We start from the raw sequence: 21971 nt of genomic DNA on the forward strand, positions 1-21971 counted from the left end.
ATTCACATATACTATACCTGATTGTTGTTCCCTGCGGTCTGCACCAAGGGTTGTTCACCTCAGAATGATGACCTATGGATTTCACTCCGAGTTTATATTTTTAAGGAGGTGAGTACCAGAGGCTATTTTGTGAGCTTTTGACGCAGCTGTTCGTAAGGTTGTCCTTGAGAATTTAAAACCAAGTAAAGGGAGATGGAAAGTATTGATTAAGTCAAAAAATATCAAAAAGACGTTGTCAGTCAGTTTTACCGCTCTGCTTGCTTTTTCTCTGATTTCTCCGGTGTACGGAGATTCCAGCACAACCTCCTCGGCAGGAGCTTCGACGATTTCCGCCAAGGTTTCAGCCAAGCTGAACCAGCAATTCAGTAACAGCGAGTATGTCACCTATCTGGTTAAACTGAAAGATCAGGTAGACACGGAATCGGTTGCCAAGCATGCTTTTCAAAAGGCTTCTGCAGAGCAGATTTCTCCCGCTGCCGCTAAGCTGTCTGTACGGACAACAGTGGTGAACTCGCTCATGGATACAGCAGAAAAAACGCAACAGCCTGTGGAAGAATACTTAAAAAAGGAAATCAACAACGGAAACGTTAAAAAGTACAAAAGCTACTTTATCGTCAACGCGCTAGCGGTAACGAGCACCAAAGAGGTACTGGACAATCTCGCTACACTGCCTGAGGTCGATAAAATTTTACCGGATGAAAAGCGGGAGCTGCAAAAGGTTGAAATAGACAAGGACGCCCAGCCAGTAGTAGAGGAAGCAACGGCCGAACAAGCTGCTGCAAACACGGCTGTAACAGAAGGAAATGCACAGAAGTCAGTGGAAGAATCTGTATACAAGGATGCTGTAACGCCCAGCAGGGTCGAATGGAATATTTCCAAAGTCAAAGCACCACAAGTGTGGGCCAAGGGCATTGACGGCAAAGGGGTTGTCGTTGCCAATCTCGATACTGGCGTAGCGTACACTCACCCGGCGCTGAAAAGAAAATGGCGCGGCTTGAATGCTTCCGGCCAAGTCGTTAATCCGGAGCTGAGCTGGTATGATGCGGTTAACGGAGCATCATTGCCGACAGATTCAGATGGACATGGTACACATACGATGGGGACGATCGTTGGCTCAGACAGCAACGGTACGAATGAAGTCGGTGTTGCTCCTGGTGCCAAATGGATTGCCGTTCGGGTATTCAACCCGGATACCACAGACTCCATCTTGCTGGACGGTGGACAGTGGATTCTTGCCCCTGTAGATAAAAATGGTAAAAAGCACCCTGAGCTTGCACCGGATGTGGTGAACAACTCCTGGGGCGGCGGACCTGGCCTGGATGAATGGTATCGTCCAGTCACGAAAGCATGGAGAGCAGCTCAGATTTTCCCTGAGTTCTCCGCAGGCAACACCACACGGACCAATCCGGGTGGAGCCGGGTCTGTAGCCAATCCGGCGAACCTGCCGGAAGCCTATGCTACCGGAGCGACCGACATTAACAACAAGCTGGCGAGCTTCTCCTTGCGCGGTCCTTCTCCTTATGGTGAAGTGAAGCCGGAAATTTCAGCTCCTGGCGTAAACATCCGTTCCTCTATACCTGGTGGAGCCTATGAGGGTGGATGGAACGGCACCTCCATGGCAGGCCCGCACACAGTCGGATTGGTGGCATTGCTGCTTCAAGCCAAGCCATCCTTGACTGTGGATCAATTAGAGAACGTTATTTCGAAAACAGCGACGCCGCTAACAGACAGCCAGTATCGGACTACACCGAACAATGGCTACGGCTACGGCCTGATCGACGCGCTCGCTGCGGTGAATTCAGTACTTAACTAACACGATCAGATAGGATTAAAAAGACTTCGAAATCCCTTTGAGCGGCTCGCGCAGAGATTGCATACACCTGCTAACTGGTAATGCACCGTTTGCGCAGCCGCTATAAAGGGGTTTTTGTAATAATAGAATATAAAATTCATAGAATTGCTAGAAAAATGCAAAAAAACTACTTGTATATCTGTTTTGATAATTTTATACTATCCATACTACATATTTATTTAACAATTTTTAATATAAATTGCGATGATATAACATGTAATGATATATCATACTTTTTCTTCGAAGTACTCCTGTTTTCTCTCTCCTTGGTATCTACTGAATTTGATACTTTGCTATTTGGCTTGTCAACTCACCTATGAAAATACATACATTTATGAACAACCCAATACTTGTGTGCCTCTATATTCTATGAAGGGGGTGATTGCTAACCATATCGTGTCGCGCAGCCCGTGTATTTGGTGTGCCAGGCATGAGGTCTTACTCTCGTACAGGTTATTACAGAAACATTAAACCTAGTAAAAGGAGTGGAAAAGTAATTGATTAAGCCTAAACGATTCAAGAAACCGCTATCTATTGGACTATCTTTGCTTATGGCCTTTTCTTTTGTTCAACCTGCTTTGGCGAATAACACACCGGATGGCTCCAAGCTGGAGCTGAAATCAGCTTCGCACAAGGTTACGACCGCGAAAGTATCTCCGAAACTAACCAAGCAGTTTGAGGAGAACAACTATGTTACCTATCTGGTTAAATTAAAGGAGCAGGTGGATACCAACAAGGTTTCCAAAAATGCTCTTCAAAAGGCTTCACTTGAGAAAATAACACCCTCCGCTGCCAAAATGGCTGTACGCAGTCATGTGATCAGTTCTATGCGCGAAACGGCTTCCAGAACCCAATACGAGCTTGAAAATTATTTGGATCAGCAGTCAAAGGACGGTGGAGTGAAGGAATATAAAAGCTACTTTATTGTGAATGCGATGGCTGTTACGAGCACCAAGGAGGTGCTGGATCATATCTCGAAGCTGCCTGAAGTCGATAAAATTTTGCCGAATGAAACACGTTATTTGCAAAAAGTGACGGTTGACAAGCAGGCAGAGGGGGCCGACGCCAAAACAGCTGACAAAGCGACAGCCGAAACGGCAAAGTCTGAAACGGCAGAGACAGCTGTGAAGCCGGAGAAAGACGATGGAAAAACATCGGCCAAGCCCGGCAATGCAGGCAAAAATGCTGTAGACCCTTCTACGGTAGAATGGAATATATCCCATATTAACGTACCACAGGTTTGGGACAAAGGAATTGACGGAACCGGAATCGTGGTCGCCAACCTGGATACAGGCGTAGATTATACACATCCGGCGCTGCATCGCAAATGGCGTGGTCTGGATGCGGCAGGCAATATTGTGAATCCCGAGCTGAGCTGGTACGATCCGCACAGTCATGCGGCGCTTCCGGTCGATCAGGAGTCTGATTCCCACGGTACGCATACGATGGGTACGATGGTCGGCTCCGAGGAAAACGGAACGAACCGAATTGGCGTTGCACCTGGTGCGAAGTGGATTGCAGTTCGGATTTTTAACCCGGAGACGACGGATGCGATTATACTGGATGGCGGTCAATGGCTGCTTGCGCCAAAAGATGCCCAAGGCAATCTGCATCCCGAGCTTGCACCGGATGTAGTGAACAACTCGTGGGGAGGCGGACCCGGTCTGGATGAATGGTTCCGACCTGTGGTTCAGGCATGGCGTGATGCCCAAATATTCCCTGAGTTCTCTGCAGGTAACACCTCTCTTTCCAATCCGGGTGGCCCTGCATCGGTCGCAAATCCGGCCAACTATCCGGAATCCTTTGCTACCGGAGCAACAGATATCAATGATAAACTGGGAAGCTTCTCATTGCTGGGACCTTCACCGTACGGAGAGATAAAGCCTGAAGTCTCCGCACCGGGTGTAAATATCCGGTCATCCGTGGCTGGCGGCGCCTATAAAGGCGGATATAACGGTACCTCCATGGCAGGTCCTCATGTTGCGGGGCTCGCAGCACTGCTGTTGCAGGCGAACCATTCTCTTACTGTAGACCAGCTTGAGGAAATTTTGATGAACACAGCTACACCGCGTACAGACAGCACCTATCCTACCTCGCCAAACAATGGATATGGACATGGTGTCATTAATGCGCTGGATGCGGTTGGTTCGGTCATTCAGGGCTTGGGCTCCGTATCCGGTAAAGTTGTAACAGGTGGAGACGATCTGGAGGCGCCTGTTCTGGAGCATACACCGACTGCTGCGGCATTCGAGGGGATTGATATACCTCTGACTGCTCATGTAACGGATAATGTCGGCGTGACAGCCGTTGAGGCATTTGCCAAAACAACGGGTACGTCGAACTATGTATATATTCCGTTGGAACGGACCTCCGGCGACAGCAAAGACGGTACATATCAAGCGTCCATCCCGACTTTTTTGGTGAACAGTGCTGGTCTGGAATACTATATTCGTGTCAATGATTTCGGTAATAACGGTTTTGAAACGGAAGTATATAAGGTTAACATCTCCAAGGGTGTTAAACCGGGCTATACGCAGGATTTTGAAAAAGACATCGCTGGTATCAATATCGGTGGACAAGGCAGTGTCTGGAAATGGGGAACCCCGACAAGCGGCCCTAAAAGCGCACATTCGGGTACAAAGGTCCTCGCGACTAATCTCGAAGGTCAATACCAGACCAACTCCAACAGTTATTTCATGGCTCCTCCAATTGATTTGACCGAAAGCTCGAAAGGGGCTCTGGTTAGCTTCAAGCATTGGTACGATCTTGAAAACAATTCTGATTTCGGTAAAGTGTATGTAGCAACTCAAAATAGTCAGAATGCATTTGAGCAGGTCTTATCGTTTACCGGTTCCAGCAATGGCTGGAAAACGCAGTATCTTGATTTGCGAGCATTCGCGGGTCAAAAGGTATACCTCCTGTTTAACTTTACGAGCGACAATACGATTGTAAAGGACGGCTGGTACATCGACGACCTGTCGATTCAGGAACCGGATACCGTTGCACCTGCCGCGCCAGGTAATTTAACTGCCGAAGCGGATACCGTCGGCAACGTTGCGCTGGCCTGGAATGCTTCATCCGATGAAGATGTGAAGCAGTACAAGGTATACCGTTCCAACGAATCAGGCAAGAATTATACTTCCATCAGTACAACCTCTGGACTGACCTTCACCGATACGATCACCGTCGGCAGTGCGACCTATCATTATGCAGTCGCGGCCGAGGATTACAGCGGCAACGAAGGAGCCAAGTCGAATGAGGTGTCGCTGAAAGTAGAGGTGCCGGATACGCTGTACAGTGATCATTTTGACGGCAGCTCGGATAATGGCTGGACTCATTCCGGTACCAAGGATGAATGGGAGCGTGGTGTTCCTAAAGTCGGGCCTGAGAGCGCGGTATCCAAACCGAATGTGTGGGCCACGGATCTCGATAGCAACTATGAGAACGGTGCGGACTTTTCGCTGGTTTCTCCAAAAATCAGCTTGAATGGTATACGTAACGCAACACTAACCTTCAATCACTGGTTTGAAATTGAGGCCGGCTATGATTACGGATATGTGGAAGTGTCCAAAAACAATGGCGACACTTGGAGCGAGCTGGGCAAATTCTCTCATAACACGAATGGGAAAAAATGGGCCCCGGTTTACTACAATCTGGATAGCTACACCGGCAATGAGATCCAAATTCGCTTCCGCTTGAAGTCGGATAACAGTGCGAATAAAAATGGCTGGTACATTGATGATTTCCGTATGCTGGGCATTCCGACTTCGACGGTGACGAAGGATATCGTGCCTGAGTCGAATACCAAACTGCAAAAAGCAGAAGAACAATTTCCGCTGTACAAAATTACAAGCACCGAAAAGAGCGAATTCAAGGAAAAGGTGAAGCCAGCGGAAACAACGGTGGATAGCGGACGTGTTGGTCTCGACAGTCTTCCAGCCAGTGCTACGGTTACCGTACTGGAAACCGGACGTTCGGTGAAAACGGATCCGACCACAGGCAAATACAGCTTCACTCACGTGGCGGGTGACTATACGCTGAAGGCTGAAGCCTATGGCTATGAGCCTCAAACGAAACAGGTCACGATTGAGAATAATAAAGTCATCAGAGCGAACTTTAGTCTCCAAGCCGTACCTCACGGAACGATTCACGGTGTCATTACGGACAAGCAATCCGGTGAACCCATCCAAAAAGCGAAAGTGCTGGTGCTGGAGGATGCACGTATTGCTCCGGTAGAGACGAATGAAGCTGGAGAATTTACGCTGGACGTGCTGGAAGGAACCTATACATTATCCATTTCAGCCAACAATTATTATAGCGACAGCGTATCCGTTACGGCTCCTCCGAACGGCAGCGTGGAAGCAAACGTTACGTTGAAGCCTTTCATCGGCTTCCAGGAAGGCATCGCTTATGATGACGGTACAGGGGAAAATGCCAGAGCCTTTAATGCGGCAGGCAATTCTTGGGCAGTCAGAATGACACCTGAGTCGGAAGTGGCTCAAGTGACGGGAGCATCCCTTCTGTTCTGGAACGCTGCCTTCCCGAATCCGGGAGGAACGGCATTCCAATACTCCGTATATGATGCCTCCGGTGCGGGAGGAGCACCAGGACGTCTGCTGGCTGGCCCATTCGACGGGACGGCTGTACGGGATGAGACAAAATGGACGACAGTGCAGTTCCCAGATCCGGTGACGGTTCAAGGTGACTTCTACATTGTATATACGCAGCTTGCGGCAGGGACACAGTCGCCGGGTCTTGCTACAGACGAGAGTGGACCGAATGCGCTTCGCAGCTGGCAGGGCGTAAGCGGCACATGGAGTCAATCACCTGTAGATGAAGGCAATTACATGATCCGTGCTATCGTCAGATATCCGGTGAATGCTCCAACGATTACAACACCTACAAAGGCTACCTATACGCAGGAAGATACCATTACCGTAACAGGTACTTCCCCGGCAGAAGGAGTTGACATTCAGCTCTTTAACGGCAAGGAGCTGGCCGGCACAACCAAGGTGAAGGACCGTCAGTTCAGTTTGTCGGTCAATCTTCAGCCAGGCGCCAATCCGCTCAGCGTTCAAGCAGCGGTATACGGCAAAGTAACAGACCGTTCCGAATCGGTAGTTGTGACGCTTGATCAGACGAAACCGGGGCTAATTTTGACTTCACCCGATGAAGGAGCTCGTACCAATGCGGGTGTTGTCAGTGTAGTCGGTACAGTGTATGACGAGTTCCTTTCCGAATTGACTATTAACGGCGAGCCAGCCGAATTTGGAAGTGACGGCAGCTTTAACAAGCGGTTGCTCATTAACGAAGGAGAAAACCAGATTACGGTGACGGCCAAGGATCTTGCCCAAAATGAAACGACCGTTACCCGTTCGGTATATGTCGATACAGCCTTGCCGAAGCTGAAAAACATTAATCCTGCGGAGGATGTACGCATCGCTGCAGGGGAGCCGGTACGAGTATCCTTCGATAGTGCATCCGGTTTGGAGGCGTCCTTCCATGTGGAGCTGCCCTTCAACCTGTCCACCTTGGGACAGAACGAAATTCCGTTAAACGAAACTTCGTCAGGGCACTATGAAGGCACTTATTTCACTTCGTCTTCCCTGAATCTGGAAGGCGGAGTCATCGCAATCCGGGTAAGGGATGCGGCAGGCAATGAAGTGAAGACGGAAGCGCCGGGAAGATTGTATGTAACGAAAGGCGGTGGACAGGACCCTGATCCGAATCCACCTGCATCCAATGAAAAGCCGGTAGCCATTATTCAGGCGAATGATTCAGCCAAGAAGAACAAGAAGGTACAATTTAACGCCAAAGCTTCACGTGACGTAGATGGTAAAATCGTCAGCTACAGCTGGAATTTTGGTGATGGCGATACAGCCGTTGGTTCCAAGGTAAAGCATAAATTCACCACAGCCGGGACCTATACGGTGGAGCTAACGGTGACAGATAATGATGGCGCAACTGGTAAAGCGGTGCATACGATTACGATCCGCTAACAAACAGTAGGATGGAATGATTCTTTTAAAATAGCGAGGAGGCCCACAGCAAGCCACCGTGAATGGAGGCTGCTGTGGGCCATTTTTAATTGTCGAACTGCTCAGGAAGCGATACAATAATTAGAAATAAATAAAGTGAATCTATTCACACGACAGTATTATTTTAAGCGGGAGAGGATCATATGATTCATTTGCAAAAAGAAAGCGGACGTATCCGGCTTGTGCTGGATGCCTACTTTATGGGGGAGGATATCGTCGTACTCATATCAGGCGGTGATCAGCCCCATCTGGGAACGATTACAGCAGGGGCAAGACTGGAACCGATGCAAACCGTGCAATTGCAATCCCACAAGGAATTTTATATTACCGAAGAAATTGCAGTTCGCTTGCGAAAAGAGTTTGCAGGCAACTTTGCGATTTGCTGTGGGGCGCATTTGGACGATGCAACCAAGGAGGAAATCCGAGTGCTTACAGATATGGCTATACAATTGGGGAAGGAGCTTATTGGAGAGCTTAAGCAAAGTCGCTTGTAGCCAACCCTTTAAGTGAACTCCCGAAGGAGTAGATTACGATAGGGATACTTACTGAAGGGGTACTTAAAAAGCAAGGCAAACCCATCATCCTCAATCTGTATGGATTTCAGCGCAGAGGATGGGATCAAACTGCGGATCATCACCGTAACCGCACGCTGGTCCTGCCTGTTGATCGCTTTCGCTAAAGCAGAAGCAAAGCATTGATTACGTGCCAATTCCCGATATAGCGGAATAACGGATTTGGCGATGGCGCGATGAACCCTCGGTTCAAACGTAAATTGCACTGTCCCCGGTGGAATCGTCATTCCGTTCGTATAATAGAGCATCGGGGGCTGAGCTAAAAAGGTAATAAAGTAGCCGATGCCGTTCGTGCCTAATCCTTGTTTGGCGGCAAATGGCGCTACCGAGCAGAGAAGGGATTTCATCCGATCCAGATTGCCCTGAACCACAGCCTGTGACCATTGGACGGCAAAACCACGGCGGGTCGCGATTGCCTTGTAAAATGGCAGCATGGCGATAGAGATTTTTCTGAGCGTGTCAGCTCTTAAACGTTTGCGGGGTAAGCCTCTTCTGCGGGATGCTGCACGAGATACCATAGCTCCGCCCTCCTTGGCAGAATGCTCTCATGGAGTGCATTTTATCGGTAATGGGTAAAACACTATATGCTCGATCACTACGAAAAGTGCTTAGGTATCATGCCGTTTGGTTTTTAACGAGACATTAGAACTGACTCACTGGAGATGATCCATCAACCTAACGGAGCGGCCTAATTTCAAGATGTAAACCCAATTTTCAGAGAACTATTTTGCCCCGGTAAATATTCCGGGGTTATTTTTTTTGAATTATAGAGTACTAGACTGAGAAAATCCTCCTCTATTGCAGAAAGAGGCGTAAAGGGATATTCAAAATGTATTTTTGTTTCCTTCGTTGCTCACACTATAGAAACGTAAAGGGAGGAACTGACCAGAGCTGAAACAAAGGTTGAGGTCCAAAAGCAGCTAAAAAGCTTGGATTTGTATAACCGCCCCTAGGCAAAGCGCTAGGAATTGAATCACCAAGCCGTCTGCAAACTTACTGTATAAATATGGATGGAAATTCATTTCAAATATGCCTTGACTGGAATATTCTTATTTAGGTATATTTAATTCAGCAAGAGAAAGTTATTCTGAATCAAGGAGATGATTAGACAAGAAACTATTAAATATAGAGGTGAGTATCATGTCCGGCAAAGGTCCGGGAATGGACATAACGACGCTGAGTGCTTTAGCTGAACCGAATCGTATGAATATCGTTCAACTGTTGCGCGATGGTCCTCTGGCTGTGGGCGAAATCACCGATCGGCTGGGGCTTCGCCAACCACAAGCGTCAAAGCACTTGAAAGTGCTTAGCGACAGTGGGATTGTGGAAGTGCGAGTCGATGCGAACCGTCGGATCTACACGCTCCGGTTTGAACCTTTCCAAGAGTTGGATTCTTGGGTGCAGTCCTTCCGGCATCTTATGGAAGATAGGTTTGATAACTTGGACAATTACTTGCGTGAACTGCAGAACAAGGAAAAACCGTAATATCATTGCATTGGAGGATCATAACAATGTCAAACAACGTAAATTCGAGCATAGAGAACGATCGCGTCCTAGTGCTGGAGCGCGTATTCGATGCGCCACGCGATCTCGTATTCCGGATGTTTAAGGAGCCTGAGCATCTCAAGCGTTGGTGGGGGCCAAAAGGCTGGGAGGTCCCGGTTTGTAATATCGATTTCCGTCCGGGCGGCATATGGCACTACTGTATGAAGTGTGTTGATCAGAATCAAGGTCAGTTTTACGGCATGGAATCATGGGGAAAAGGCATCTATAAGGAAATTGTCGAGCCGGAGAAGATCATCTACACCGATTATTTCTCAGATGCCGAAGGAAATTTAAACGAGTCCATGCCATCATCTCTAATCACGATGGAATTCATTGATCTGGGCAGCAAGACCAAGTTGGTAAACCGTTCTGAATATATGTCGGCAGAGGCCCTAAAAACCGTTATGGACATGGGCATGCTGCAAGGAATCACCGAAACCTGGAATCGCTTAGGCGAGTTTTTAGAGTCACTTAAGTAAAGTTTAGTTAAAAGAAAACCTTGGGGCTTGACCTGTGAATTTATTCCATATGAGGAGCGTTCAAATTATGATTAACAAAATTGGCCAAGTAATGTTGTATGTGAATAACCAAGACGAATCCAGAGATTATTGGTCAGAAAAATTAGGATTTGAGGTCATTGCGGAAGAAACCAATGGTCCGATGAGATGGATCGAAGTCGCTCCTAAGGGTGCAGCAACTAGCATTGTTCTTCATAGTAAGGAGCTCGTTGCCAAAATGAACCCTGAAATGAATCTCGGAGCACCATCTATCATGTTTTACACAGAGAATTTCGATGCGTTGTATAGCGATCTGAAGAACAAAAACATCAAGGTTGGGGAAATTGTGGAACTTCCCTCCGGCAGGGTCTTTAACTTCGCAGATAATGAAGAAAATTACTTTGCTGTATCGGAAAAGAATTAAGAGTGTTGAACAAGTTACGACAGCAGCTAATCAAGATGATCAGCTGCTTTTTTTAATGCACTCCAGGTGAATTGGTAGGAGCATATATGATTTTATTCTAAAAAATGGTACAATCATGTGCGATAAAAAATATTCTACTGCTTATTTCTCACTTCATAGTTTATTTAAGTATGCATCATATGACGATTTTATGGTGGAAGGGTGGTTTACCCATGCAAATCACACCTACGATACGAGCAGAATTAGACAGATACTTAAAACAAAAGGGTTTGAGCCTAACTCAATTTGGGCATATTGCAGGCATTAATCGGGGAATAGTAAGTAGTATTGTGACAGGAAATAAGTCTATGTCTGTTAACCAGCTTGACCGGATTACTGAAGCTATGGGTTTAGCGGAAGGCTACTTTTACGACTTATTTATAGAAAACTACATTATCGACTTTCCCCCGAATATGAGGCGGATTGAACGGTTGCTATATCGTTGTGCAGAGCTGGATAAGCTGGATGCGATCAGTCGAATCGTTGGACAAATCATGGACAATCTACTCTATTCGCCTAAACTATTTGACATAGCAGAAGCGCTATTAGCACAAGGTCGGCATCATGCTGCATTATTGCTCTATGAGGGGGTTGCAGAAGCGGAGAAATATCAGCACTCCGAACGTTTGGCAATCTGCCAATATCGTATATTCACGATTCAGATTGGAGACGATCAAAGCCGCAACCTCAGGGCAGCTTCGATATTTGATGCTTTTGTAGAGCGCCTGGATGAAGTAGAGCAGCTTGACGCATTGAAGGATTTGGCAAACGTGTACAGGTCTTTGCGTAAATGGGACAAGGTTGATGAAATGGCAAGAAAGATGAGAGCTAAAGCGAAAATCCAATATACCTTGAAACACCAACAGAACAGCAGAGAACTCAATGAGGCTTCTAAGAAGCTGAGTCGTCCCATGTTTGTGTACATCACCTATGCTGATTTACTGTGTGCAAGCGTCTGTGAAGCCCAAGGCGACTATCAACAAGCACTACAATATACATATGCCTACGCCAATTTAGATTGGGTCAAAGAGACGGACGAAGATGCCCTATATTGGATAAAACTGTATCAACACTGGGCGCAAGCTAATGTACTTGCAAATAAGCTTTTATCTGGAGATGCAAGTGTGCTGCATGAATATCTAAACTATATTGATGCATCGTCAGATACAATTCAAGAAGATAGGGTTACTCAACTACTTAACATTATGATAGCAGCTAACCGTTATAAGCTAGATGTAAATGATATACTCAAACGATTTGAAACAGAGATTGCGTCTTTTTCACAGCAACCATCATCAGACGATATGTATACCCAGCAAGTGATACCAGACTATTCGGCGTGGTGTGGTTACGAATTGGCCTACTATTATTTAAATCAGGGGATGCACGGTGATGGTTTTAATCAAATGTTATGTGCGATGGTGAAAGCACATATACTAAACAATGAGACATATTTTATAAATTGTATAGGTTTGTTTGTGCGTTTCAAAGCCCATGCGGTTCCTGAAATCAAAACAGAGTTTTTCAATCTTATTGAAAAGGTATGGTGGTTAAACAATGTTGAAAAAAGTGGTAATGCTGATCGTTGCGAGTAGTTTTTTGTTTATCTTAACTATGCCTACTCATCTGCACAGCCATAATGAGGGAATCCGACTTTTTGCACAGCATGGAGGTTCTTAAACGCAAATTAAAATAAAAGTTCGTTCAAAAATGCACTCCCAAAACGGTTATTGAGAGAACCAACAGGTTTAACCAATGAAATTTGGGAGTGCATTTTATATTTATATAAGTAATCAGCACACTTTTGAAAGTGCTAGAGTCAAATATTTTTACTCAAGCTAGGAACAGACGTTTTGAATGGTGAATAAGGATGAAATAAGTAAAGTGCAAATTGGCAACTGCGAGATGAATGTTAGTTACCTAATGCATCTTTTTAAAATAGGGAAAAATACATTATTTTTGTTGTGAGATAAAATTCAACCAATTATTTAAGTTATCTTTTAGAAACACTATTTGACCATCTAGGTTAGCGTATGGGATAAATTGATAAGTGTCATAAACTGATAGTTTCTTTTTTTGTTCAGTATCTCTTTTTATAATATTGTCTAATTGTGTCACAGGAATTTTTAGATATGCTGCTGCTGCTTCTTTATTTAAAACACTATCACTTGAAGAAGTTTGTGATATCTGTGGGCTAAGAATTTTTCCGTTCGAACTAAAATGTGCGTTAATATAGCTTCCCAATATAAAAGAAGCACCAAGTATTATTGAGGATATGATTATTTTGGAATCTTTATTCATTTGTCTCACTCCTAGCTATCAACAACAATGGCACTGGTATTTTGATACCAGTGCCATTGTTCAGGCATTTATTCATTCAACCATGCTGTGATTTCTTATTCCACAATCACTTTGTTGTTACTTTTACTTTATAAGGATAAGTTTCGCCGTTCTCTTCAATATTAAAATGTTTAATTTCATCTGGAGTTGCGGAAACAACCAAATAAACAGCTTTTTCGTCTCCTTGTAAATTCACGGAATTCTTCCCTTTATTCCACATTGTAGAATATCGGGTATCCCCCGAATGCGTTACGCTAACAATGCTAGCTCTCCAATCAGCGCCCCTAGTTTTGCTTGTTCCTTGGAAATCTACTGTGACGGAAGCTTTGCTCAAATCAACATTTAAAGGAACAATGTTGTAGCCTGTCTGTTGTGGAGCCTTGTTTTGAGGTACGGTCATCCAGCCGTCTTTACCATTTACGAGTGTTGTATATATCTTATTATAATTGTTGTCAGTATTCAAAATTTCATTAAAATGCTTCAAATAATATGGTTGACTCTTGAAGTCCATAGTTACCATTCTTCTTGCCATTCCACCTAGTATTTCTTTAATAGAAACTCCAGTTACCTTTTCCATAGATTCAAAGTAAGTCGTATCTTTTTGGCCGTAAGACAATAAATTCAACATTGCCTGATGGCCAAGGCCGTTGATGTGATCTGGATTTTCATGAATATAGAGGAGAATAGGCCATGCATCATACCAATTCTTTGTATGTGGAAAATGTGATTCTGAATTTAGTATAAAAGGGGCAAAGAAGTCAGAGTCTGGACCATATACTCTTCCACCATAACTGTAGTAATCACTACCCAAATATTCATTACGCAAGAAGTTAGCTACCGCTTCATACCACTCATAAGGGACTTCCCCTCCGTTATGGTAGGTAAATACATGGCCTAATTCATGAGGAACTACCCAACTTGGTGGGTCTACACGCATCGCTGCCGGCATCATGACAATGTAACCAAAAGCATCTCTGTCTATTGACATATAAGCCCAATCTTCGTCAATCTTATTCAGTCCAGTGCTCGCAATGTAAATGTTCGTTTTATATTTTCCGGTTATTCCTCGATTAGGGGAAGTCCCGATGTCCTTCAATCCAAATTTATCCATGTAAAATGAGCGGATACTTTCGAGGTTGGCCAAGTTGCCATTAACAAAATCCCTATTTACTGTTCCAGTTGTATCATTGTTTCCCCAAATAATTTGAAAATGCTCGGAGGTAGCACGATTTACAGAAGAATCAGATAAAGAATAAAAAGCATCTCTTGTCTTGTATTCGTTTGCATTCTTCGTACTTTCTGTAGTGACAACGCTTTCAACATCTTCAGCCTTTGCCGTTTTGGCAGTGCCTAATAAATCAGCTACTGCCCCATAGCTTGTTACATCCAATAATAAAAAGACCATTAACAAGCAGCATACTAGCTTTTTCATAATTAACACTCCTTTACATTACTGTAGTATATTGATTTCTTCCATATAATAACGTAAATTTCCTGATACTAAAATGAAGATATTATAGTAATTTATATTATCTTCCAAAAAATTACTAAACAAAAGAAAGGCCTGAGAAATCAAACTGATTTAGAGGAATTAAATGAGGATACTTCTGTTCGGAATATTGATAGAGCCAATAGTTGCAGATGTCTTTAATAAATAAAATTATTTTTTAAAATAAGTATTGTCCTGATTTGTAAGATTGTGGTATCCTAGAACGTATATATTGCTATTTTACATATTGGAGTTGAATTAAACAGATGAGTGATTTTTACAAAGAACCTCAATCTTCCGATTCTTTTCAGGAGAGGAATGATTATAACGCCCCATTTAACCAGCCACCAGTGGTTCCACCTACAAATGGTAAATCGGTTGCCTCTATGGTATTGGGTATTTTAAATCTTTTGTTAATATTTATGCCTTATGTCTCGGTTATTTTAGGAATCCTTGCTATTATTTTAAGCGCGATCTCGTTCAAAGAAATTCGCCGTCATGGGGAAAATGGTAAAGGTATGGCGGTTGCCGGTTTAGTATGTGGTATCGTTGGTACGGTTTTTGGTCTCATTATTTTTGCTATAGTTATTATTGTAATAGTAGCGGAGAGTAGCTCAAATTCGTTTTAGACATTTAATGACAAACGTGCGCTTTTGATTCACTCGGTTGTTGCTTCATACTTCCTGAACATGGCCTCTTCACGATTCAAATGTCTGATGCTATGATGAATGGAGTCTAATGAAGGAGAGTGAAGCCACATGGCACGTACTCGAACACAAAAAGCACTAAGCAAGGCGAAACGCGCAGGAATGTATTGCGCTGCACAGAGTCGCAAAACCAACGGTCATTATGCTAATATATCACAGCATGTACGAATGAGGCCGACCAAGCAGGAGCAATTACAAAAAGTCAAGCACAAGAAGCGAATCGTTCAAAGCGACGCTTCTTTTTTTGTTTTCGTATGATTCAAGCCATTACTGTAAAAAGAACTTGATAATAATTATCATTCTTGTTAGAATATCATAAGAAAGAAGGAACCCGGGTAGGGGCTCCTTCTTTGTGTAACTACATTTTGGCTTAAAAAACTTTATTTTGCCTCAAAGGTTTTGCAGTCTGTTTCTTCGGAAGTGTGAGTGTCTGCAGGCTTGTTGCTTACAATATAAATGGAGTTTGCGCTACATTTATTGTCTTGAGCCCAAAACGTACATGAGTTCACTTCACACAGAACGTCTTTTGCCATGTTGTTCACCTCCTTATATGGATGTGATGGGCTAAGCAAATAGTATCACGGTTAGCCAAGGTAGGACTTGTCCAACTGTGCTCACCCTCTTGTTAAGAAGAGGGTTTTTGCTTTGCTTACCTGTACAATATCAAATGAATTTTAAAATTGCAATATTTGCTCTTCATTGTGTTCCTTTTATATAAGCTGAATTAAAAAAATGTACACAGGAAACGGAGCAGGCGGAATGGTGCTGTACAAGCGGAGCGGTGGCGATGGAAAGCACCAATAATTTAAAGCAAAAGCTGTCCTTCGTGCAGAGCGGAATGCCCCTCTACCGGAGAACAGCTTTTTTGTTTTTCAAGCAGCATAATCACGGTACTCAAAAGAGTTAGCGAACGTTAGGAATATTTACAATGGGATCAATATCAGCCTCATAGTCCACACCCTCAAACTCAAAGCCGAACAGTTGGAAAAACTCGCGACGGTACTCCTCGAGATCAGACAGCTCGTAGATATTGTTTGTCGTCAGCGCGTCCCATATGTTCGCAACCTCCACCTGCACGTCTTCACGCAGCTCCCAATCATCAATACGAATACGTCCCTCTTCATCCACAGGAGTTTCAGGAGCATACAGACGGTCGGAAAACAGGCGATAGCTTTGTTCTATACACCCTTCATGCAGCCCTTTTTCCTTCATCACCTTGTACAAAGCGGAAATATACAGAGGAACGACAGGGATGGCAGAGCTGGATTGGGTAACCAGTCCTTTGGTGACTGCGACAAAGGCGCGGCCGCCTGTAACTTTTAGTTGATCATTCAGCTGACGTGCTGTCGCCTCCAGGTGATCCTTTGCACTTCCGATACTGCCTTCTCTGTAAATGGCTTGCGTAATCTCTGAACCAATATACGAAAAAGCGAAGGTGGCCGCAGTATCAGCCAATACACCGCCTTCACGCAAGGCGTCAATCCACAATTTCCAGTCCTCACCACCCATGACCTCTACAGTTGCTTGCACTTCTTCTGCCGTTGCGGGTTCCAGTGTAACGCTGCTGACTTCACCGGTGTGGAAGTTGACGGTTTTATTTGTATAAGGTATACCAATAGGTTTGAGTACGGAAGTAAACGTTTCACCTGTACGAGGATTCGTACGGCGACCGGAAGCGACACTGTAGATCACCAAATCGACTTGTCCCAGCTCTTCGCGAATAACCTCCACCGTTTTGGCTTTGACCTCATCCGAAAAGGCATCTCCTGTCACGCTTAAGGATGTAAGTCCTGCTTCCTGAGCAGCCTTTTCAAATGCAGCCGAATTGTACCAGCCTGCCGACGCTGTACGTGTGGCCGTAGCATTACTAGGACGATACACACCGATTGTATTGGCTCGTGCTCCGAATGCGGCAGTAATACGGGAAGCCAACCCATATCCGGCAGATGCCCCGATGACAAGCACGTTACGAGGCCCCTGAATAGCAGGACGGGCCTGCACATAGTCAATTTGCTCCTGAACATGTTGGGCGCAGCCCACCGGATGAGCAGTGGTACAGATAAAGCCACGTGTTCTTGGTTTGATAATCATATGAATGTAATTCCTCTCTTCTTGTAGCAATCTCCACCCTTACTATTTTAACTTTTAACAATTTTTTTTCAAACGTGGATTTCAGTGAGTATGTTCTTGGTGAAAAGAGTACCCCTGAGAGGGGTGGCAAGTGCCCATGGGCCTGCATATGATGCAGTAACGATAAATATGAAGGGAGAGAGCTGCTTGAAGAACAAGAGTCGCAAAACCACCAGAATCAAAAAGCCGCTCTATAGTGTAATTGACCCGGATATGAATGAATTAAGTATGATACAGCGCTTGAAGCCACAACCTGCGGAGAGGGAGACAGAAGCAAGACTTCATCGAGTTGCTTCTCCGCCTCCCCCAACGGAAGAGGAACTGGAGAAGCAGACTGTTGTCGAACCTGAAGTTCATATTGTACACGAGACTGAGGTTGAAAGTGAAGATATAGAAGAGACTCAGGTCTCGATGGAGGAAGCCAACGAGCCAGAGCCAGAGCCTCAGCCTGATCCCATTGATGTCGAGGAAATTCTGAACAATAAGAAGGCGCCCCATGTAAACAACGCTTTCATTTATACAGATGATTTGAGCGATTTGGCTGTGACTGGTGAGAAAATTGCTCCTGCTTCCATCGACTCCAGCAAGCTGAAGCAAGAAAGCATCCAAACGGAATATCTGGCGGATTATGCCGTTCAAACGATTAAAATAGCCGACGGTGCAGTGACCTCTGCGAAACTTGCCCCTGCTTCCATTACGGTGGAGCATATATCGGATGCATCGGTGTCAGGTAGCAAATTACAGGATCGCTCCATTGGCGGTGAGAAACTTCGTGATGGCAGCATCACCCCGGAAAAGCTGGCCGATAAGATTATCAGCGGTGATCATATTGCAAATGGCTCCATTGAGAGCCGTCATTTCAAGCATTGGATTGTGTCTCCAGACATGCTTCAAGATCATGCGGTTACCTCTGATAAAATTCGCAGCGGTACGATTCAATCGAATAATTTGGCTAATGAAGCCATCGACAGCTCCAAGCTAGGAGAGCAGTCTGTAACCACTTCCAAACTGCGGGACGGGGCTGTGGATGGTTCTAAAATTCAGGCTGGCAGCATTGAGAGCGCACACCTGACCGATCATGCCGTTCATGCCCGGCATCTGGCCCCTGGTTCAATCAACCGTCAGCAGCTTTCTAGCGGAATTGTGGGCAAGGAACAGCTAGAGGAAGGTGCTGTTAGTGGACGTCATCTGGAGCATGAGGCGGTCAGCGGTGAGCATATTCAGGCAGAAACGATTGACAGAAAGCATCTGAGTCCCGGCGCTATCGGAGAAGAGCAGATTGGCACAGGTGAAGTGACAGCCCGGCATCTCGCGGACCGGAGTATTCAGTCCAATAAACTAGCGGATCAGTCAGTAGGCTCACTGCAAATTGTCGATCAGTCTGTGACATCATCCAAAATATCGGATCAGAGCATTCTGCCACACAAAATTGCCGATGAGGCAGTACTTACCAGACATATTGCTGCATCGGCAATTAAAGGTCGTCAGCTTGCTCCGGAGGTGGTCTCTTCATTACACCTCCAGTCTGAAATTATTCGTAAGCATCATATCGTAGCCGAAGCAGTGACGGAAAAACATTTGCAATCCGGCGCTGTGACGAGCCAGAAAATAGGGATGGGCGCAATTCTGGATCATCATGTGGCGAATCAGGCTGTCAAGGAAAACCATATTGCCCCGAACTCTATTAAGTCTGACAAAATCGCTGAAGAAGCGGTGACTGAGACTAAAATAGGCGCAGGAGCGGTAACGGGAGATAAAATTGCGCCACAAGCCATTACACAAGTGCACATTGTAACCGGCGTGATTCGTGAGGACCACCTTGCAGACAACAGTGTGGGTGGAAAGGCATTGCAGGCTCAAGCGGTCGATTCGAAACATCTGGCCCATAGTTCTGTGCTGAGCGAACATCTTAGAGAGGGCAGTGTAGGAACCTCGGCGATGCAGGGACAGTCCGTTACCGCAGATATATTGGGTGAAGGTGCGGTTCAAACCGGGCATCTGGCGAATGGAGCGGTGTATTCCCATCATTTGCAGGATCATGCCGTGACTTCGCTAAAGCTATCGCCGGAAAGTGTAGCTACGGACAAAATTAATGACTTGGCGATTACGGCTCCTAAATTAGCAGAAGGTAGTGTAACTTCCTCCAAGCTGTCAGCTCGCTCTGTGCAGCCGTGGCACATTACGGATAAAGCGGTGCAGAGTAACCATCTGGCTATAGAAGCGGTGGAGGCGAATCATCTCGCTCCGGAATCCGTCACCTCCGACCATCTGAAATCTGCATCGGTCCAGACCAAGCATCTCGCCCCGGATAGCGTGTCCGGTCATGCACTTCAATCGGAAAGTGTTACCTCTGAGAAGTTAGCGGCTCGTGCTGTGCAAGCTTCCAATTTGGCGGAAAATAGCGTGGGCCCTTCACATCTGTCGACGCAGGCCGTACAGACCCGGCATTTGGCAGCAGGAGCGGTACAGGAAACCACACTGGCAGATGGGGCTGTAAAATCGGTGCATATTGCCCCGGAATCCATCCAATCAGAGCACTTGCAAAGCGGAGTCATTGAAGGAGAGCATATCGCATTGCAGGCTATAGCGACCCCGGCCTTACAGGATGAAGTGATCACCTCTGCCAAACTGGCGGAAGGCAGTGTAACTTCCACGAAGCTGACTGCCCATTCGGTGCAGTCCGGGCATATTACGGACGAAGCTGTACAAAGCAACCATCTGGCTGTGGCGGCTGTGGATTCGACACATTTGGCTGCCGGAGCAGTGACCTCAGTTCATTTACAGGCTTCCTCAGTGCTTACGAGACATCTGGCCCAGGACAGTGTGTCCGGCCGTGCGCTCCAAGCGGAAAGCATCACCTCGGAAAAGCTGGCGGCACGCTCAGTGCAAGCGACGAATCTGGCGGAAGACAGCGTGGGCCCCTCACATCTGTCGGCGCAGGCCGTACACACCCGGCATTTGGCAGCAGGAGCGGTACAGGAAACCGCACTGGCAGGAGGGGCAGTGAAGTCTGTGCATATTGCCCCGGAATCCATCCAATCAGAGCACTTGCAAAGCGGAGTCATTGAGGGAGAGCATATCGCATTGCAGGCTGTGGCGACCCCGGCCCTGCAGGATGAAGCGGTGACGACTGACAAACTGGCGGAGGAAAGTGTAACCTCTACCAAGCTATCTACCCATTCGGTGCAGTCCGGGCATATTACAGATGAAGCCGTGCAAAGCAGTCACCTTGCTGTGGCGGCTGTGGATTCGACACATTTGGCTGCCGGAGCAGTGACCTCGGTTCATATACAGGCTGCTTCAGTGCTAACGAGACATCTGGCCCCGGACAGTGTATCCGGTCGTGTGCTTCAAGCAGAAAGTATCACCTCGGAAAAGCTGGCGGCACATTCGGTGCAAGCGACGAATCTCGCGGAAGGAAGCGTGGGCTCTACACATTTGTCTGAGCAGGCCGTACAGACACGGCATTTGGCAACAGGAGCAGTACAGGACAAAGCACTGGCAGAAGGTGCAGTGAAGTCTGTGCATATTGCATCGGAGTCCATCCGGCCGCACCATCTGCGCATCGGAAGCATCCAGGGCGTGCATATCGCATCAGAGACGATATCAACCCACGCCTTGCAAGATGAGTCTGTTACGTCTGACAAACTGGCGGAGGAAAGTGTAACCTCTACCAAGCTATCTACCCATTCCGTGCAGTCTGGGCATATTACAGATGAAGCCGTACAAACCAGTCACCTTGCTGTGGCGGCTGTGGATTCGACACATTTGGCTGCCGGAGCAGTGACCTCGGTTCATATACAGGCTTCCTCAGTGCTAACGAGACATTTGGCCCAGGACAGTGTATCTGGTCGGGCGCTCCAAGCGGAAAGCATCACCTCGGAAAAGCTGGCGGCACGCTCGGTGCAAGCGACGAATCTGGCGGAAGACAGCGTGGGCCCTTCACATTTGTCTGAGCAGGCCGTACACACCCGGCATTTGGCAGCAGGAGCAGTACAGGACAAAGCGCTGGCAGAAGGTGCAGTGAAGTCTCTGCATATTGCATCGGAGTCCATCCAGCCGCACCATCTGCAAAACGGATCCATCCAGGGCGTGCATATCGCATCAGAGACGATATCAACCCACGCCTTGCAAGATGAGTCTGTTACGTCTGACAAACTGGCGGATGAGAGCGTGACAGCGGCCAAAATATCATCTTATTCCATCCAGCCGTGGCACATTATCGACGAAGCTGTGCAAGGAAATCATGTGGCAGAAGAGGCCATCCAGTCAAACCATTTGGCCCCGGAATCCGTCACCTCTTCCCATTTGCAGACTTCGGCAGTGACGACCCAGCAT

Annotated in this window: 15 protein-coding genes; 10 read left to right on the forward strand and 5 right to left on the reverse strand. The window is 46.3% G+C overall.

The genetic code is table 11. The features are described 5' to 3' along the window. The first annotated feature begins 202 nt into the window (after positions 1 to 202). The 3 genes from KQI_RS0113700 (at position 203) to lpdD (ending at position 8384) form a co-directional block, all read left to right on the forward strand. Positions 203 to 1813: a S8 family serine peptidase gene (locus tag KQI_RS0113700; protein ID WP_010347347.1), complete on the forward strand. Its 1611-nt coding sequence runs from the start codon at positions 203 to 205 to the stop codon at positions 1811 to 1813. A 536-nt stretch (positions 1814 to 2349) separates the two neighbouring features. Then, entirely contained in the window at positions 2350 to 7851 is a 5502-nt protein-coding gene (locus KQI_RS0113705) for a S8 family serine peptidase (RefSeq protein WP_010347348.1), read from the forward strand. A gap of 182 nt (positions 7852 to 8033) precedes the next feature. Beyond that, complete coding sequence (lpdD, locus tag KQI_RS0113710) at positions 8034 to 8384, forward strand: prenylated flavin chaperone LpdD (RefSeq protein ID WP_010347349.1); 351 nt, start codon at positions 8034 to 8036, stop codon at positions 8382 to 8384. Positions 8385 to 8392: 8 nt separating this feature from the next. On the opposite strand, the gene KQI_RS0113715 is transcribed toward lpdD, so the two are convergent. Then, positions 8393 to 8980, reverse strand: a complete 588-nt coding sequence (locus KQI_RS0113715) for a hypothetical protein (RefSeq protein ID WP_010347350.1) — start codon at positions 8978 to 8980, stop codon at positions 8393 to 8395. A 622-nt stretch (positions 8981 to 9602) separates the two neighbouring features. Between KQI_RS0113715 and KQI_RS0113720 the strand changes: the two genes are divergently transcribed. From KQI_RS0113720 to KQI_RS0113735, 4 genes are all read left to right on the forward strand, one after another. Then, a complete protein-coding gene (locus KQI_RS0113720; RefSeq protein WP_010347352.1) occupies positions 9603 to 9947 on the forward strand; it encodes an ArsR/SmtB family transcription factor in 345 nt (114 codons plus the stop codon). Positions 9948 to 9973: 26 nt separating this feature from the next. Beyond that, a complete protein-coding gene (locus KQI_RS0113725) occupies positions 9974 to 10486 on the forward strand; it encodes an SRPBCC domain-containing protein (protein WP_010347353.1) in 513 nt (170 codons plus the stop codon). A 67-nt stretch (positions 10487 to 10553) separates the two neighbouring features. After that, on the forward strand, positions 10554 to 10928 hold the full coding sequence (locus KQI_RS0113730) for a VOC family protein (protein ID WP_010347354.1): 375 nt from the start codon (positions 10554 to 10556) through the stop codon (positions 10926 to 10928). A 212-nt stretch (positions 10929 to 11140) separates the two neighbouring features. After that, entirely contained in the window at positions 11141 to 12562 is a 1422-nt protein-coding gene (locus KQI_RS0113735) for a helix-turn-helix domain-containing protein (protein WP_010347355.1), read from the forward strand. 358 nt (positions 12563 to 12920) lie between these two features. On the opposite strand, the gene KQI_RS27440 is transcribed toward KQI_RS0113735, so the two are convergent. Together KQI_RS27440 and KQI_RS0113745 are read right to left on the reverse strand one after the other, a co-directional pair. Continuing rightward, positions 12921 to 13268 carry a hypothetical protein gene (locus tag KQI_RS27440; protein ID WP_010347356.1) on the reverse strand — a complete coding sequence of 116 codons (348 nt, stop codon included), beginning with the start codon at positions 13266 to 13268 and terminating at the stop codon, positions 12921 to 12923. A 106-nt stretch (positions 13269 to 13374) separates the two neighbouring features. Then, on the reverse strand, positions 13375 to 14739 hold the full coding sequence (locus KQI_RS0113745) for a DUF6055 domain-containing protein (RefSeq protein WP_010347357.1): 1365 nt from the start codon (positions 14737 to 14739) through the stop codon (positions 13375 to 13377). A 323-nt stretch (positions 14740 to 15062) separates the two neighbouring features. On the opposite strand from KQI_RS0113745, the gene KQI_RS0113750 reads away from it, so the two are divergent. Beyond that, entirely contained in the window at positions 15063 to 15425 is a 363-nt protein-coding gene (locus KQI_RS0113750) for a DUF4190 domain-containing protein (protein WP_010347358.1), read from the forward strand. Positions 15426 to 15554: 129 nt separating this feature from the next. Further along, positions 15555 to 15761: a hypothetical protein gene (locus tag KQI_RS0113755; protein ID WP_010347359.1), complete on the forward strand. Its 207-nt coding sequence runs from the start codon at positions 15555 to 15557 to the stop codon at positions 15759 to 15761. Between the two features lie 122 nt (positions 15762 to 15883). Here the strand turns inward: KQI_RS0113755 and KQI_RS27915 are convergent, their stop codons facing one another. Together KQI_RS27915 and fabV are read right to left on the reverse strand one after the other, a co-directional pair. After that, a complete protein-coding gene (locus KQI_RS27915) occupies positions 15884 to 16036 on the reverse strand; it encodes a DUF1540 domain-containing protein (protein WP_010347361.1) in 153 nt (50 codons plus the stop codon). 370 nt (positions 16037 to 16406) lie between these two features. Then, positions 16407 to 17594 carry an enoyl-ACP reductase FabV gene (gene fabV / locus KQI_RS0113770; RefSeq protein WP_010347362.1) on the reverse strand — a complete coding sequence of 396 codons (1188 nt, stop codon included), beginning with the start codon at positions 17592 to 17594 and terminating at the stop codon, positions 16407 to 16409. 186 nt (positions 17595 to 17780) lie between these two features. Here fabV and KQI_RS0113775 point away from each other — a divergent pair. After that, on the forward strand, positions 17781 to 21971 hold a 4191-nt coding region (locus KQI_RS0113775; protein WP_010347363.1), incomplete at its 3' end, for a hypothetical protein.

The organism is Paenibacillus peoriae KCTC 3763 (assembly GCF_000236805.1).
Taxonomy (GTDB): Bacteria; Bacillota; Bacilli; order Paenibacillales; family Paenibacillaceae; genus Paenibacillus; species Paenibacillus peoriae.